Raw genomic sequence first — 14807 nt, forward strand, 5'->3', positions numbered from 1 at the left:
GCGGCGCCCGCCGCATCGGTTGCGTCCGCGTCGCCTGCCGCGCGGCAGGCGACGCCGGCGCCCGCCCCGACCCCCGCATCGTCCCCCTCGGATGCCCCGCCGCCGTGGGACGTGCCGCCGCCCGAGGACGAGCCCCCGTTCCACGACGAGGAGGAGATCTCCGCGGACGACGCACGCGCGGAGGACGCCGGCCTCAGCGCGGCGGAGATCCTCGCGAAGGAGCTCGGCGGGACGGTCATCGAGGACTGACGGCGCGCGCGGCTGACCGGGCCTGTCGGTCCGGGCGCCTACGCTTGTCCCCATGTACGACGGCGCGGTTCAGGACCTCATCGACGAGCTCGGGCACCTCCCGGGCATCGGCCCCAAGAGCGCCCAGCGCATCGCGTTCCACATCCTCTCCGCCGACCCGACGGACGTCCGCCGCCTCGCCGACGCGATCATCACCGTCAAGGAGAAGGTGCGCTTCTGCACCACCTGCGGCAACGTCGCGGAGGCCGAGCAGTGCCGCATCTGCCTGGACCCGCGCCGCGCCGAGGACCTGCTGTGCGTGGTCGAGGAGCCCAAGGACGTGGTGGTGATCGAGCGCACCCGCGAGTTCCGCGGCCGGTACCACGTGCTCGGCGGCGCGATCGACCCGATGAACGGCGTGGGCCCCGACGACCTCCGCATCCGCGAGCTCCTCACCCGCCTGGGCGACGGCCGCATCGAGGAGGTCATCATCGCGACCGACCCCAACATCGAGGGGGAGGCCACCGCGACGTACCTTGCGCGCATGCTCGTGCCGATGGGCGTGACCGTGTCGCGCCTCGCGTCGGGCCTGCCCGTGGGCGGCGACCTGGAGTACGCCGACGAGGTCACCCTGGGCCGCGCCTTCGAGGGTCGCCGCAAGGTCAGCTGACCCGTCTGGTGGGCAGGCGGAGCCTGCGCACCGTGACCGCGAGCGCGGCGGCGAGCAGCACCGCCTGCACCCCGAGCCCGACCCATGGGGCGGGCGCGAGCATCGCGCGGTCCTCGCGGGCGGTGTCGGTGGCGGCGACGTCGAGTGGCGCGGTGCACTCGTCGAACAGCAGGTCGGCGGGGTCCGGGCCCAGCCGCTGCGCGCTCACCCACGCGTGCGTGTGCGCGAACAGCCCCGGCGCCGCGCCGTCCGACCCTGCGGTGTCCGGGCGCACCAGCGGCGCGGTCTCCGCGATGGACACCACGGGGTTCGCCAGCAGCATCCAGGCGGTGCGCTCGGTGCGCTCGACCGTGGTCGCGTAGGACTCCTCGCGGCACGGCAGCGACGGGACGTCGATGCCCGACAGGTCGCCCGCGGCCCACGCCTGCTCGACGGCGGCCTGCTGCTCCTCCGTCATCGCGTCGTAGTCGAGGAAGCGTTGGCTCACCTGCGCAGGCGACGCGACCAAGGGCTGGGTGACCGCGAACAGCACCAGCGTCCCGAGGATCAGCGCGGCGGTGGTGAGGTGTGCGAACGCGACGGACGTGCTGGGAGAGGCGACATGCGCCGACCACGCCAGTCCCGCGGCGGTCGCGGCCAGGACCACCAACAGGATGGCCGCGACGGTGACCACAAGCGCGCCGCCTCGCCAGCCCGACCGCCCCCAGGTCGCCCCGAGGAACGGCACCAGCGGAAGCATGCCGGCCGCCCCGACCAGCCACGCGGCCAGCAGTTTGCCCAGCGCGATGTCCGCGGCGGTGAGCCTGGTCATCTGCAGCGCCGCGAGCGCGCCACCGGCGGCGTCCCGGTTCACGGACGTCGCGGCGAGCGACGGCGCCGCGACCAGCCCGACCACCAGCATCAGCAGGAGCAGCAGCTCCATCGGGATCGAGGACTCCCCCGCGGGCGCCAGCACCACCACCGCGACCCCGACGCCCGCCAGCGCGAGCGCGAGCAGGCCCAGCGCCACCCACCCGCGCCGCCCCGGGCGCCTGCGCTCCAGCTCGACGCGCACAGCGATCCACGTGCGCCGCGGCGTCGGCACCCACGGGTTCCCCGGCACGCCCCGGCGAGCCGACGGCTCGGGCGCGGACGCCGCCTGGGCGACCGCCGCATCGTCCCTCACGGCGGTCATGACCCGGAGCCGCCGTCGGGCACGGCCCGACCGGACGCGCCCGCGAGGCCGAACCGGTGCACCGGCACGCCGTTGCGCACGAGCCACGCGAGCGCCTGGGCGGCCTCGTCCGCGTCGTCGAGCCGGAGGATGACGCCGTCGCGCACCGGCTCGTAGTCCACGTGGGACGCGTCGAGGAGCGCGCGCACGGCGCCGTCGTCGAGCGACTCGACCAAGTATCGGCTGCGGGGGTCGAGCGCGCGCAGGGTGCCCTGCTCGTCGAGCGTGGAGCCGTCGGCGATGTACACCGCGTCGTCGATCATCTCGTCGACCTCGTCGGGATCGCGGGCGGAGATCAGCACCGCCGTGCCCGCCTTCGCGAGGCCTCGCAGGATCCGCCGGAGGTCGTCGCGACCGCGCGGGTCGAGGTCGGCCGCCGGGGCGTCGAGCATCACCACCGGCGGGTCGCCCATGAGCGCGACCGCGAGCGCGAGCCTGGCCCGGTGGACGCGGGCGAGGCTCCGCGCCGGACGGTCCGCGACGTCCGCGAGCCCCACGGCGTCCAGCACCGCCGCCGCCCGCTCACGAGCCGCAGCGGCGCGCTGGTCGTGGGCGAGCCCCGTGAGCGTGAGCGCGCGCCGGCACGTCGCGGCGCCCCAGGACCCGGGCTGCTCGGGCACCCACCCCACGGCGGCGCGGACCGCCGCCGGATCCGTCGCCGGGTCCTCGCCCGCGATCCGGATGTCCCCCGCCTCCGCACGGGCGCGACCCGCGAGCATGCGCAGGAGCGCCGTCTTGCCCGCGCCGACGGGGCCGATGAGCGCGGTGACGGTGGCCGCGGGAACGGTAAGGGTCGCCTCGACCACGCCACCCGCGCCGGCGCCGGCGCCGCCCGCGACGCCGTGCGCGAGGACGGCCTCGCCCGCGCCCGTGGTGGTCGCCGTCATGGATCCCCCGTCGCCATGCGGCGGCGGCCGGCGGCCGCACGCCCTGAGTTCACCATGGCACAGGGAGCCGCGGGCCGCCGGGCGGGGGCTACGCCACTCGCGTGCCCTGACGCAGCTTCTTGTACGGCACCCGCAGGCGGGCGATGACGATCCACAGCGAGCCGATCAGGAGCAGCACCTGGACGCCGAGCCCGATCCACGGGGCGCGCGGGTAGACCGAGTTGACCTCCTGCTGGTCCTCCCAGCCGTCGTCGTAGCGCTCGCCGTTGGCCTCGGCGACGAGCATCGCGCACTCGTCGTACTGCTGGCCCGCCAGGTCCGCCTCGGAGGGCCCGATGCGCGCGTCGCTGACCGCGCGGTGAATCTCCGCGAACAGTCCGGGCGCGGCGCGCCCGTCCTCCTCCCAGGTGTCGTAGCTGATGATCGGCGACGACTCCCCGATGAGGACCACCGGGTTCGCCAGCAGCAGCCACGCGATCTGCTCGGTGTGCGCGACCGGGTACTCCCACTGGTCCTGGCTGGTCACGCACGGCAGCGTGGCCGGGTCCACCTCGGACCAGTCCCAGTTCTCGTACGCGTAGAGCTGCTCCTCCGTCAGCGCCTCGTAGTCGACGTAGCTCGAGGTGTCCTTGACGGTCTCCGACACCAGCGGCTGCACGAACACGAACGCCAGCAGCGTGCCCAGCAAGAGCGCGCCGGTGGTGAGGTGCGCGAGCGACACGGAGGCGACGGCGCGCGCCGCGAGCGAGGACCACGCCAGCCCGATGGCAGTGGACGTGAGCACCACCAGCAGGATCACGCCGATCACGGTGAGCAGCTCGTCCCAGTGCCAGCCCGACCGCGTGAACGCGTAGACCAGGAACGGCGTCATGGTGAGCAGCACGGCGAAGGCGATCACCCAGGAGGCGATGAGCTTGCCGAGCGCGAGGTCGCCCGCGGTGAGGCGCGTCATCTGGAGCGGTGCGAGCACGCCCTCCGAGGAGTCGCCGTTGATCGAGGTCGCCGCGAGCGACGGCGCGATCAGCATGCCCGCGCCCAGCACGAGCACCAGCACCAGCTCCATGGGCATCGACGTCTTCTCGTCGCCACTCACCACCGCGAGCAGGATCCCGAGCCCGAGGATGGCCGCGAGCAGCAGCCCGTAGAAGATCCACCCCTTCACGGTGGGGCGCCGGCGCCGCAGCTCGATTCCGGTGACGAGCCACACGCCGCTCGGGGTGGGCAGCCACGGGTTGCCCTTGACCCGCGGACGCGGGGACGATGCGGGGTCGGGGGCCGCGGAGGGCGCCGGGTTCTGGTCCACGAGGGTCATCGCCGCTCCTCCTCCATCGACATATAGGTCTGTTCGAGCGCGCTTCCCGCGGGCCCGAAGCGGTGCACCTTGACGCCGTGCGACATCAGCCACGCCAGCGCCTGGAACGCCTCCTCCTCGTTGCCCACGCGGATGACCACGCCGGAAGGATCGTCGTCGAACGGCACCCCGCCGTTCTTGAGGACGGTGCGCAGCGCGACGTCGTCGAGCGTCGACACCCGGTAGCGGCGCTTCGCGTCGGCCACCTTCGCGGCGGCCTCGTCGCCGAGTGTGCGGCCCTTCGACATGAAGACCGCGTCGTCGACCATCTCGTCGAGCTCGGCGAGCACGTGGCTCGACACCAGCACGGCCTTGCCGTCTGCCGCGAGGTCGCGCACCAGGGTGCGCAGCTCGATGCGCGAGCGCGGGTCGAGCCCGTTCGCGGGCTCGTCGAGCAGCAGCACCTGGGGGTCGTTCATGAGCGCACGCGCCAGCGACAGGCGCTGCTTCTGCCCGCGGGACAGCACGCGCGTGGGTCGGTCCGCGAACTCGCTCAGGTGGACCATCGCCAGCAGCCCGGTGCCGCGCTCGCGCGCCTCGTCCTTGTGAAGGCGGTACCCGCGCCCCATGAGGATGAGGGTCTGCAGGCAGGTGAGGTTGTCCCAGGATCCGAGCTGGTCGGGCATCCACCCGATCGACGCCCGCACGGCCGCCGAGTCGTGGCGCGGGTCCGCTCCCGCGACGCGGATCTCGCCGGCGTCGGGCCGCAGCAGCCCGGCGAGCATCAGCATGAGCGTGGTCTTGCCGCAGCCGTTGGGACCGATCAACGCGGTCACGGTCCCCGGCCGCACCTCGAGCGTCGCGTCGGCGACCGCCTGCACCGATCCGAACGCTCTCGCGACGCCGCGCGCGCTCACCGCCGCGGTCATCACCTCCGGCTCCGTCGCCGTCATCTCTCCCCCAGGTTCCCTCGGGCGCGGGCCCCTCGCCGCGCGCCGTGAGCCCACACTCCCACACGGCGCAGCGCGCGCCTATCAGGGACACCCCGGATGTTATTCCTGGTGATCCCCCATTTCTGGGGTCTCCAGCGCGAGCGCGAGGCGCTCCTCTCCCTGGTATCCGGGCCGCACGTCGCGCAGGGGCTCCCCGTACACGACCGTCGCGCACCCGTCGGCGTGCACCGGGGCGTCCACGCGGCCCTCGCGGATGAGCGTCAGCCAGTCGGCGTGGACGGCGTCCGCGAGCGCCTGCGGCGGCTCGGCTCCCGTGCGCCGCAGCGCCGTGGGCTCGCGCAGGATGTCGAAGCCGAACGGCAGCTCCAGGCAGTGCACCGCCAGGCCCTCGACGGGTGAGGCCCACCGGAAGTCGTAGGCCCACGTGAGGGACGATGCGGCGGTCGCCGCGCGCTGCCCGGCCCAGCGGGCGACGTGGCGGCGGAACATGCCGTCGGTCAGCGCCTGTCCGGCGACGGAGGCGGCGTCGCGGGCCGGGGCGCGCGACGCGAGCGCCTCGCGCTCCCGTGCGGGCACGCCACCGCGGGCGAGCAGGTCCATCGGCTCGGCGCCCTCGAGGCCGGTGACGTGCGCGAGCGCGGCGTTGAACTCGTGCGCGGTGGCGCCGATCAGCAGCGCGACGTCCGCGCCCACGCCGGCGGTGATCGCGCCGCTCACCGTGTCGGGGACCAGGTCGCCGTCGATCACGGGCGACAGCAGCAGCCCGCGCCGTCCCATCGCGCCCGCAAGCGGGTCCTCGGGATCGAGCTCCGTGGCGGCCTCCTGCGCGTCGAGCAGGGCCGCCTCGCTCACCGACGCGAAGCCGTCGCGATCCGCCGCCACCCCCAGGGCCGCCGCGACCCGCGCGGCCGCCGCCCGCGCATCGTCCGCCGTCACCGGCACGTCCGCGGGCGAGAGCGCGAGCGCGGCGCGGAACAGGCCCCGCGAGGCCGGCAGGGTGAGCAGGCGCATCACGGCGGCGCCGCCCGCGGACTGTCCGGCGATGGTCACCTTGGCCGGGTCCCCGCCGAACGCGCGGATGTTCTCCTGCACCCACGCGAGCGCGGCGAGCCAGTCGCGCACGCCGCGGTTGCCCGGGGCGCCGTCGATCCAGCCGAAGCCGTCGAAGCCCAGCCGGTACGCGACGGACACGGTCACCACGCCGTCGCGGTGGAAGGCCTGCCCGCCGTACCAGGGGCTCGCGTGGGAACCGGCGACGAACGCCCCGCCGTGGACGTAGACCAGCACGGGGAGGCCGGCGTCGGGCGACGGGTCGGGCGTGCCGACGTCGAGCGTAAGGGTGTCCTCGCCGGGGACGGTGGGCTCGGGCACGTACGAGTCGGGCCACGGGGAGCGGCGCTGCGGGGTCGCACCGTGCAGGACGGCCGGGCGCACGCCGTCCCAGGGCGCGCGAGGTTGCGGCGCGGCGAACCGCAGCGCGCCGACGGGCGGCTCGGCGTACGGGATCCCCAGGAAGATCGCGGCGCGGCTCACGCCGCCGTCGGCGGACAGGTGGTCGCGCCAGGCGCCGCTCAGGGCGCCGGCGCGAGTACGGACAACGGGTGCGTCAGGGGTCACCCGGCCACCCTAGAACCGGGACCGATCGGCCGCCCGGGACCCGCGCATCGTCCCCTAGAATGAGACACCGTGTCCGCTGTGCGGTCACGGACCCCCATTCCTCCTGGAGTCTTGCATGTCCCTTGTGGTGCAGAAGTACGGCGGATCGTCGGTCTCCGACGCCGAGGCGCTCAAGCGCGTCGCGCGTCGCGTGGCGGACACGGTGCGGGAGGGCCACGACGTGGTCGTCACGGTCTCCGCGATGGGCGACACCACGGACGAGCTGATCGACCTCGCGCAGCAGGTGAGCGACGCTCCCGACCCGCGCGAGATGGACATCCTGCTCACGGCGGGCGAGCGCATCTCCATGGCGCTGCTCGCGATGGCGATCGGCTCCGAGGGCATCCCCGCGCAGGCGTTCACGGGCCCGCAGGCCGGCGTCATCACCACCGAGCACCACGGGCGCGCGCGCATCATCGACGTCGCGCCCGGCCGCCTCCAGCGTGCGCTGCAGGAGGGCCGCGTCGCGATCGTCGCGGGCTTCCAGGGCCTCAACCAGGAGACGCAGGACGTCACCACGCTCGGCCGCGGCGGCTCCGACACCACCGCCGTCGCGCTCGCCGCGGCGCTCGGCGCGGACGTCTGCGAGATCTACACGGACGTGGACGGCGTGTTCTCCGCCGACCCCCGCATGGTCCCCTCCGCCCGCAAGCTCGACCGCATCACCTACGAGGAGATGCTCGACATGGCCGCCTCCGGCGCGAAGGTGCTCATGCCCCGCTGCGTCGAGTACGCGCGCCGGTTCAACGTGCCCATCCACGTGCGCTCGTCGTTCTCCGGCCTGGAGGGAACGTGGGTCGTGGGCGAGACTGAAGAAGGAGACGAGATGGAAGACCCGATCATCGCGGGAGTCGCGCACGACAAGTCCGAGGCGAAGATCACCGTCACGGGCGTCCCCGACGTGCCCGGCTCCGCCGCCCGCCTGTTCGAGGCGGTCGCGCGCGCCGACGTCAACATCGACATGATCGTGCAGAACGTGTCGGCGACGAACACGGGCGTCACGGACATCTCCTTCACGCTGCCCGGCGCCTCGGTCCCCGCGGCGATCGCGGCGATCGAGGCGGACCACGCCGCGATCGGCTACGCCGAGCTCGTCACCGACGAGTCGATCGGCAAGGTGTCGCTCATCGGCGCCGGCATGCGGTCCTCGTCGGGCGTGTCCGCGAAGTTCTTCGCGGCGCTGCGTGACGCGGGCGTCAACATCGAGATGATCACCACCTCGGACATCCGCATCTCCGTGGTCACGCGCGACGCGGACCTCGAGAAGGCGGTCAAGGCGGTCCACACGGCGTTCGAGCTCGACTCCACCGAGGGCGAGGCCGTGGTGTACGGAGGGACGGGACGATGAGCCTGGTAGTTGCAGTCGTGGGCGCCACCGGTCAGGTGGGCGCCGTCATGCGCGAGCTGGTCGCGGAGCGCTTCCCCGACGCGGAGGTGCGGTTCTTCGCGTCCTCGCGCTCGGCGGGCCGCACGCTCGGCCACCTGGGTCGCGACATCGTGGTCGAGGACGTCGCGTCCGGCGACTACGCCGGCATCGACATCGCGCTGTTCTCCGCCGGTGGCGCCGCCTCCCAGGAGTACGCGCCGCTGTTCGCCGCGGCCGGCGCGATCGTGATCGACAACTCGTCGGCATGGCGCAAGGACCCCGAGGTGCCCCTGGTGGTCTCCGAGGTCAACCCCGAGGCGCTCGACAGCATCCCCAAGGGGATCGTCGCGAACCCCAACTGCACCACGATGGCCGCGATGCCCGTCCTCAAGCCGCTCCACGAGGCCGCGGGCCTCGAGCGCCTGGTGGTGTGCTCGTACCAGGCCGTGTCCGGCTCGGGCCTCGCGGGCGTCGAGGAGCTGCACTCGCAGGTCCTCGCCACCGCCGAGGGCGCCGACGCGCTCGCGCACGACGGCTCCGCGGTCGAGTTCCCCGCGCCTGTGAAGTACGTGGCCCCCATCGCGTTCAACGTGGTGCCGCTGGCCGGCTCCGTGGTGGACGACGGCTCGAACGAGACCGACGAGGAGCAGAAGCTCCGCAACGAGTCCCGCAAGATCCTGGGCCTGCCCGAGCTCCTGGTGTCCGGCACCTGCGTGCGCGTGCCCGTGTTCACCGGCCACTCGCTGTCCATCAACGCCGAGTTCGAGCGGGGCATCACGCCCGAGGACGCCTACGAGATCCTGTCCGCCGCGCCCGGCGTCCAGGTGACGGAGGTCCCCACCCCGCTGGCCGCCGCCGGCGGCGACGTGTCGCTGGTGGGCCGCATCCGTCAGGACCGCTCGCTCGAGGGCACGCGTGGACTGGTGCTCTTCGTCTCGGGCGACAACCTGCGCAAGGGCGCCGCGCTCAACGCGGTGCAGATCGCGGAGCTGGTCGCGGCCAGGCTGAAGGCGGCCGCCTAGGCTCCGTCCCCGCGACCGGTGCGACCGGTCTCCACACGCTTTCTGCAGCTGGCGGCGCGTTCCTCGAGGAACGCGCCGCCAGTTGCATGCGGGGCACGTTCACATCGCGCCGCGCGTGTGGAGCGCGGTCGGGGGGCCCGGGGACGATGCGCCGGTCGCCTCACGCTCCCGCCTCACGCGAGCAGCAGCGCCATCCCGCCGGTCAGCACCAGCGTGACGAGAGCCACCGGCAGCGTGCCCTTGAGCAGCTCGCCCTCGCGGCCCGCGAGCCCCACCGTCGCGGCCGCCGCGATGATGTTGTGCGGGCAGATCATGTTGCCGATCGCGGCGCCGGCGTTCTGCGCCCCGATCAGCGGCAGCTGCTCGAGCCCGGCCTCGCCGGCGGTGAGGTCCTGGAAGTCGGTGAAGAGGATGTTCGAGGACGTCGCGGAGCCGGTCATGAACGTGCCGAGCGCGCCCACGAAGGGCGACAGCAGCGGCCACGCGGCGCCCGCTCCCGCCGCTGCGACAGCGAGCTGCGTGGTCATGCCCGACTCGGACATCGTGTACGCCACGGTGACCATCGCGACGAGCGCCGCGAACACCGGCACCACCTGCCGGGTGGCGACCGAGAACGCTCCCCCGATCTCGGACCGGGTCGCGCGCTGCCACAGCGCGCCGCCCAGGAAGGCCACCAGCAGGAGCGGGCCGGGGTGGTACAGCGGCTGGATGCCGTCCCCGAATGCGCCGTCGAACAGGCTCCACGTGACGTCCCACGACTGGGACGCGTCCTTGATGGGCGGGACCAGCCGGGTGAGGAGCACCAGCACCACCAGGATCGCGTACGGCGCCGTGGCCGCCATCATGCCCATGTGGTGCGGCTCGCTGCGCTCCGCGGCGTCGGCGGCGCGCTCGACGTCGCGCTCCGCGGCCTCCTCGGGCCCGGTGAGCAGCACACGCGCGCGCGCCCGCCGCATCACCACGGCGCGCACCAGCGCGATGAACACCCCGGCGCCCAGGATCGACCCCACGAGGGACGGCAGCTCGGGTCCCACGAAGCGCGCGATGAGCAGGTACGGCGCGAAGAACGCGACGTAGGCGACCGCCATCCACCTCCACGGCGGCCCCGCCGTCGGGATGAGCGTCCCCACCAGCCGCGCCACGGTCAGGGCCAGGATCACGCCGGTGACCACCATGTAGGGCGACACCGCCCAGGACAGGTCCACGGGGTCGTAGTCCACGATCGCCGCCTGCGCGAGCGTGGGCGTGCCCACCGCGCCGAACGGCACGGCCGCCACGTTGCCCGCCATCGCGGCGACCACGGCGGTGACCGGCTTGAAGCCCGCCGCGACCAGGAACGGGGCGGACAGCGCGACCGGCGTGCCGAACCCGGCGGCACCCTCGATGAGCAGCGTGAAGAACCACGCGATGAGCAGGGCCGCCACCCGCGGATCGGGAGTGATGCGCGCGAGCCCCGCCTCGATCGCTGAGGTCGCCCCGGTCTTCTGCTGCAGGTGGTGGATGCCGAGCGCCGGCCCGATGATGAGCATCACGGTGAGCGCGGTCCAGGCGGCGCTCACCACCACGCCGGTCACGCCCTGGACGCGCCCGAAGCCCTCGTCGGTGCCGAACCCGAAGGTGGTCAGCGCGATCACCACCGCGACCACGGCCGCGGTCACGCCCGCCCAGATCGCCGACCACTTGAGCCCGATCATGAGCACCAGCACCACCACGATCGGCAGCGCGGCCAGCAGCGTATCCATCAACGACCCTCCCGCCGTCGACAACATCCCTGGTTCACGCTAGCGCGGACCGGTCCGTCGGGCGCGGGAACCGGGCCGCCAGCGCGCGACGGTGCGCGGGAGACCCACCCGACCGGCGCATCGTCCCCCCGGGAGGGAAAGGCGAAGGGCCGGATCCGTACGGATCCGGCCCTTCTCTCAACCGTCGGGGTGACAGGATTTGAACCTGCGGCCTCCTCGTCCCGAACGAGGCGCGCTACCAAGCTGCGCCACACCCCGGTTTTTGAGCCCGCTAAGAATATCGGACTCGGGGCCGAAACACGAAATCAGCCCCGCGGCACCAGCGTGAGGACCGTGGCCTCGGGGCGGCAGGCGAACCGGATGGGTGTGTACGGCGACGTGCCGAGCCCGGCCGACACGTGCACGTAGGTGCCGGTGCCGCCCGAGTCGGGGCGCACCCCCGGCCAGCCGTGGAGGCCGCTCGCGCGGCTGGTGTCGAGGTCGCAGTTGGTCACCAGCGCGCCGTAGAACGGCACGCACACCTGGCCGCCGTGCGTGTGGCCGGCGAGGATCAGGTCCGCGCCGTCCGCGGCCATCCCGTCGAGCACGCGGATGTACGGCGCGTGCGCCACGCCGATCCGCACCGCCGCGCCCGCGACGCGCTCCGCGGCGGCGGGCATGACGTCGAGGCCGATGTGAGGGTCGTCGACGCCCACCAGGTCCAGCACCGAGCCCACCGCGGAGACGGAGCCGCGCGCGTTGTTGAGGTCCACCCAGCCGCCCGCGGCGAGGCCCGCGCGCAGGTCCTCGGTGGGCAGCTGCGCCTGGCGCTCCTGGAGGCTCGACGGGCCGGCGAAGTACGCGAGCGGGTTCTTGGGCAGGGGGCCGTGGTAGTCGTTCGAGCCGAACACGAACGCGCCCGGCTTGGCGAGCAGCGGCTCGAGCGCCTCGAGCACCGTCGGCACCGCATCCGGGTGCGCGAGGTTGTCACCGGTGGTGATGACGGCGTCGACCTGCTCGTCGGCGAGGCGTCGCAGCCACGCCACCTTGCCGCGCTGCGACGGCGTGAGGTGCAGGTCCGACAGGTGCAGCAGGCGCAGGGGCCGGCTGCCCGGCGGCAGGATCGGCACCTCGTGGCGGCGCACCGTGTAGGCGCGCGCCTCCGCCAGCGACCACGCGAGCCCGGCCGCCGCCACACCCGCGAGGGCGAGCGCCGCGCGCCGCGCCACGCTCAGTTGCCCCGTCCGCGGCCGTTGCCGTTGTTGCCGTCGTTGTCGCCGTCGCCGCCCGTCCCCGGCCAGCCCGCGGGCGGGTTGGTCTCGAACCAGGCCGGCGGCCACTCGCCCGTGTACCCGTCGGGCGCGACCGTCGGGTCCCAGCCCTTGGGCCACTTGGTGTACCACTCGGGCTGGACGTCCGTCGCGACCGAGTAGCTGACCGTCGAGCCGGGGAGCGTCTTGTAGTAGGCGCTCGGCGACTGCGACACGATGGTGCCCGGCGCGTACTCGGTCGTGTAGACCTCGCCGCCCGAGGACGCCAGCGTGAAGCCGGCGGAGGAGACCACGCCCGCGGCGTCCTCCGGCGTCATGCCGATGATCGACGGGACCGGGATCGGCTCGCCGTAGAGCACGTCGTCGTTCGCGTCGGAGAACTGCTCGACCGGCAGGTCGGTGACCGCCGCGTCCATGTAGGCCTTCCACGTGGGCGCCGAGAGGGAGGATCCGTACAGGTACTGGTAGTAGGTGCCGTTGAGCGTGATGCCCTGGCCCGGCTCGTCCTCGTTGGGGTTGCCCAGCCACACCGTCGCCACCAGGTTCGGGGTGTAGCCCATGAACCACGTGTGGGTGTTGTTGTTCGCGGTGCCCGTCTTGCCGGCGGACGGTCGCCCGTCCGCAAGGTTCACGTACTGGCCGGAGCCCGTCTTCATGACCTCCTGCATCGCGTAGGCGACGCCGTCGGCGATCTCCTTGTCGATGACGCGCTCGCAGTTCTGCTGCGGCACGTCGAGCTCCTTGCCGTCCGCGTCCGTCACGGACAGGATCGCGATCGGGTCGCAGCGCACGCCCTCGTTCGCGTAGACCTGCGCGACCTGCGCCATGGTGAGCGGCGACGCGTTCTGGGTGCCCAGCGCGATCGACGGCACCACCTCGAAGTCCTCGCCGTCCGCGCGGTGGAAGCCCAGCTGGTCCGCCGTGTCGCGGATGTTGCACAGGTCGAGCTGGTTGGTCATGTTCACGTACGCGGTGTTGACCGAGTTCGCGGTCGCCTTGAGCACCGTCTGCGTGTACGTGTACGCGTTCTCGACGTTCCCGGGCTCCCACGTGCCGTAGTAGAACATCGGGTTGTCGAGGCACTTGGCGTTCCACGAGTCGCCCGTGTAGGCCTTCTGCGCGCCGCTCACGTTCTCCATGAGGGTGCGCCCGCTCTTCAGCCACTCGGTGAGGATGATCGGCTTGAACGTCGATCCGGGCGAGAAGCCGCGCGAGCCGCCCCATTCGCGGTCGACGGAGTAGTTGATCGCGGTGGACCCCTCCTCCTCCGCCGACGGGTCGAACGTCTTCGACTGCGCCATCGCGAGGATCTGCCCCGTGCTCGGGTCGAGCGACACGAGCGCCATCGCCCAGCCGCTCGGGTCGTCCGCAGGCAGGGCGTCCGCCAGCGCGCTGTTCGCCGCCTTCTGCTTCTTGAGGTCGAGCGTGGTGATGACGTCGAGGCCACCACGGCTCAGCAGCTCCGCGCCGGTGAGCTCCGCGCCGTCCTTGTTGAACACGTCGTCGCGACGGATGATCTTGGTGACGTAGTCGCAGAAGAACGGCGCGTCCTGCGCCGCGACGCACGAGAACTTCGGGTTCGAGACCTTGAGGGTCTCCTCGACCGGGATCGAGCTGTACTCGTCGTACTCCTCGGCCGTGATGAACTCCTGCTGGTACATCTGGTACAGCACGGTGTCGCGGCGGGCCTTCGCGTTCTGCGGGTAGCGGATCGGGTCCCACTTCGACGGGTTCTGCGTGATGCCGGCGATGGTCGCCGCCTCGATCGCGTTGAGGTCCTTGGCGGACTTGGAGAAGTACAGCTGCGAGGCGGCCTCGGCGCCGTACGTGTTCGCGCCGAACTGCGCGATGTTGAGGTACTGCTCGAGCACCTGCTCCTTGCCGCAGTCGACCTTCGGCTCCGTCTCGTCGCACTCGACGCCGTACTCGCGGTCCAGGTTCTCCTCGAGCGCGAGGGCGAGGCGCCACTCGCGGATCTTGCGGGACAGCGACACCTCGGTCGCGGAGTCCTGCGCGTCCTCGTCGTCGGACAGGATCGCCTTCTGCAGGAGCGTGTTCTTCACCAGCTGCTGCGTGAGGGTCGACGCGCCGGGCGAGTCGGGCGACGTGAGGTTGACGTACGCCGCGCGGAGCAGGCCCTCGCCGTCGACGCCGTGGTGCAGCCAGAAGCGCTTGTCCTCGATGGACACCACCGCGTTCTGCAGCCACGGCGAGATGTCCTCGAGCGGGACCACCACGCGGTTCTGGTCGTAGAACGTGGCGAGCAGGTGCTTGCCCGTGCGGTCGTAGATGTTCGACTGCTGGGGCAGGGTCACGGCGGACAGCTCCTCCGGCAGCTCCTCGAACAGCTCGGCCGAGCCGCTCGCGGCGGATCCCGCGACCGTCACCGCAGGTAGAGCTAGGCCCGCGACCAGGAAGCCGCCCATGATCGAGAGGGCGACGAACAGCGCGAGCGCGGTGACGAGGTGGACGAACGTCACCTTGGTGCGGGGGCGCGAGGAGGACGAAGGCATGCAGCAATGGTAAGGG

The 14807-nt window shown here is 72.8% G+C and carries 11 protein-coding genes, 1 tRNA gene and 1 pseudogene; 4 read left to right on the forward strand and 9 right to left on the reverse strand.

Translation table 11 applies throughout. The features are described from left to right. Positions 1-249, forward strand: a pseudogene (locus AOM05_RS14370) (hypothetical protein); the annotation flags it as partial. A gap of 52 nt (positions 250-301) precedes the next feature. Beyond that, complete coding sequence (recR, locus tag AOM05_RS01860) at positions 302-898, forward strand: recombination mediator RecR (RefSeq protein WP_062518938.1); 597 nt, start codon at positions 302-304, stop codon at positions 896-898. On the opposite strand, the gene AOM05_RS01865 is transcribed toward recR, so the two are convergent. From AOM05_RS01865 to AOM05_RS01885, 5 genes are all read right to left on the reverse strand, one after another. After that, positions 891-2072, reverse strand: coding sequence for an ABC transporter permease (locus AOM05_RS01865; RefSeq protein ID WP_062518940.1), 1182 nt, complete (start codon positions 2070-2072; stop codon positions 891-893). The genes recR and AOM05_RS01865 overlap by 8 nt on opposite strands. Then, a complete protein-coding gene (locus AOM05_RS01870) occupies positions 2069-2998 on the reverse strand; it encodes an ATP-binding cassette domain-containing protein (RefSeq protein ID WP_062518942.1) in 930 nt (309 codons plus the stop codon). The genes AOM05_RS01865 and AOM05_RS01870 overlap by 4 nt, the downstream gene beginning before the upstream one ends. An 88-nt stretch (positions 2999-3086) precedes the next feature. Then, complete coding sequence (locus AOM05_RS01875; protein WP_062518944.1) at positions 3087-4310, reverse strand: ABC transporter permease; 1224 nt, start codon at positions 4308-4310, stop codon at positions 3087-3089. After that, the gene (locus AOM05_RS01880) at positions 4307-5242 is read right to left on the reverse strand and encodes an ABC transporter ATP-binding protein (RefSeq protein ID WP_062518946.1); all 936 of its coding nucleotides are present in this window, start codon (positions 5240-5242) and stop codon (positions 4307-4309) included. Before AOM05_RS01880 ends, AOM05_RS01875 begins: the two co-directional genes overlap by 4 nt. A 99-nt stretch (positions 5243-5341) precedes the next feature. After that, positions 5342-6859: a carboxylesterase/lipase family protein gene (locus AOM05_RS01885; protein ID WP_062518948.1), complete on the reverse strand. Its 1518-nt coding sequence runs from the start codon at positions 6857-6859 to the stop codon at positions 5342-5344. A gap of 115 nt (positions 6860-6974) precedes the next feature. Here AOM05_RS01885 and AOM05_RS01890 point away from each other — a divergent pair, with 115 nt between their 5' ends. Continuing rightward, positions 6975-8246, forward strand: a complete 1272-nt coding sequence (locus AOM05_RS01890) for an aspartate kinase (RefSeq protein ID WP_174442350.1) — start codon at positions 6975-6977, stop codon at positions 8244-8246. After that, the gene (locus AOM05_RS01895; protein WP_062518950.1) at positions 8243-9286 is read left to right on the forward strand and encodes an aspartate-semialdehyde dehydrogenase; all 1044 of its coding nucleotides are present in this window, start codon (positions 8243-8245) and stop codon (positions 9284-9286) included. The genes AOM05_RS01890 and AOM05_RS01895 overlap by 4 nt, the downstream gene beginning before the upstream one ends. Before the next feature lie 173 nt (positions 9287-9459). Here AOM05_RS01895 and AOM05_RS01900 read toward each other — a convergent pair whose 3' ends face one another. From AOM05_RS01900 to AOM05_RS01915, 4 genes are all read right to left on the reverse strand, one after another. Then, complete coding sequence (locus AOM05_RS01900) at positions 9460-11028, reverse strand: L-lactate permease (protein WP_062518952.1); 1569 nt, start codon at positions 11026-11028, stop codon at positions 9460-9462. Positions 11029-11212: 184 nt separating this feature from the next. Continuing rightward, positions 11213-11286, reverse strand: a tRNA-Pro gene (locus tag AOM05_RS01905). A gap of 47 nt (positions 11287-11333) precedes the next feature. Then, positions 11334-12236 (reverse strand): metallophosphoesterase, encoded by a 903-nt coding sequence (locus AOM05_RS01910; protein WP_369401109.1) that lies wholly within the window; start codon positions 12234-12236, stop codon positions 11334-11336. 2 nt (positions 12237-12238) lie between these two features. Next, positions 12239-14791, reverse strand: coding sequence for a penicillin-binding protein (locus tag AOM05_RS01915; RefSeq protein ID WP_062518954.1), 2553 nt, complete (start codon positions 14789-14791; stop codon positions 12239-12241). Positions 14792-14807: the final 16 nt, after the last annotated feature.

Source organism: Demequina silvatica (assembly GCF_000971215.1).
Lineage (GTDB): Bacteria > Actinomycetota > Actinomycetes > Actinomycetales > Demequinaceae > Demequina > Demequina silvatica.

Coding starts and splice junctions, on each gene's coding strand:
- recR (WP_062518938.1), top strand. CDS start 302: ATGTACGACGGCGCGGTTCAGGACCTCATCGACGAGCTCGGGCACCTC.
- AOM05_RS01865 (WP_062518940.1), bottom strand. CDS start 2,072: ATGACCGCCGTGAGGGACGATGCGGCGGTCGCCCAGGCGGCGTCCGCG.
- AOM05_RS01870 (WP_062518942.1), bottom strand. CDS start 2,998: ATGACGGCGACCACCACGGGCGCGGGCGAGGCCGTCCTCGCGCACGGC.
- AOM05_RS01875 (WP_062518944.1), bottom strand. CDS start 4,310: ATGACCCTCGTGGACCAGAACCCGGCGCCCTCCGCGGCCCCCGACCCC.
- AOM05_RS01880 (WP_062518946.1), bottom strand. CDS start 5,242: ATGACGGCGACGGAGCCGGAGGTGATGACCGCGGCGGTGAGCGCGCGC.
- AOM05_RS01890 (WP_174442350.1), top strand. CDS start 6,975: ATGTCCCTTGTGGTGCAGAAGTACGGCGGATCGTCGGTCTCCGACGCC.
- AOM05_RS01895 (WP_062518950.1), top strand. CDS start 8,243: ATGAGCCTGGTAGTTGCAGTCGTGGGCGCCACCGGTCAGGTGGGCGCC.
- AOM05_RS01900 (WP_062518952.1), bottom strand. CDS start 11,028: ATGGATACGCTGCTGGCCGCGCTGCCGATCGTGGTGGTGCTGGTGCTC.
- AOM05_RS01915 (WP_062518954.1), bottom strand. CDS start 14,791: ATGCCTTCGTCCTCCTCGCGCCCCCGCACCAAGGTGACGTTCGTCCAC.